The 529-nt window shown below is 59.0% G+C and carries 1 protein-coding gene; it reads left to right on the forward strand.

The genetic code is table 11. The features are described 5' to 3' along the window. On the forward strand, positions 1–529 hold a 529-nt coding region (locus ACGTN6_RS21020), incomplete at both ends, for a hypothetical protein (protein ID WP_394595053.1).

Below are 529 nucleotides of genomic sequence, written 5' to 3' on the forward strand. Positions count from 1 at the left end.
GGCAGTCCCAGATCAAGAAGCTCATCGCCTACCGTGAGGCTTGTCTGCTTATCTGGAAACGGATCGATAGCGACGAGGCAGAAGGTGATGCGGAAGGGCTATTTGATGTCGCCTGGCATGAGACGGTTTCACAGTTCGATCACGAGGAGCAGACCGTACTGCCGTGGGAGATCGTTGAGGATCGGTTACTCGGCATGCTCGAGGATCACTCGGGAGCCCACCTGCATGTGCTCGACCATACACTCAAGACCATCCTTGAGTACCGTCGGCGCAGGTGGAGTCTGGACAATAACGAGCAGGACGTATGGGGTCAGCTGGATCAGGAAATGCGTGCAATTCGCAATCCTGATGCTGTTCAGCCGCAACCGGGTAACGAGGAGTCTCCCCAGGTAGCCCCGCCAACTCTCACGGACGGGAACGACACCACCGGTGGCGCGCAGCAACCGGCAGATCAGTCTCAGGAGAACCAGGGTGGCTCACCGGAAGCGCAGAGCCCGGGGAGTGATGTCGCCCAAACAGCCTCCCAGCA

The sequence above is a fragment of the Halomonas sp. B23F22_20 genome, assembly GCF_043496985.1.
Classification (GTDB): domain Bacteria; phylum Pseudomonadota; class Gammaproteobacteria; order Pseudomonadales; family Halomonadaceae; genus Halomonas.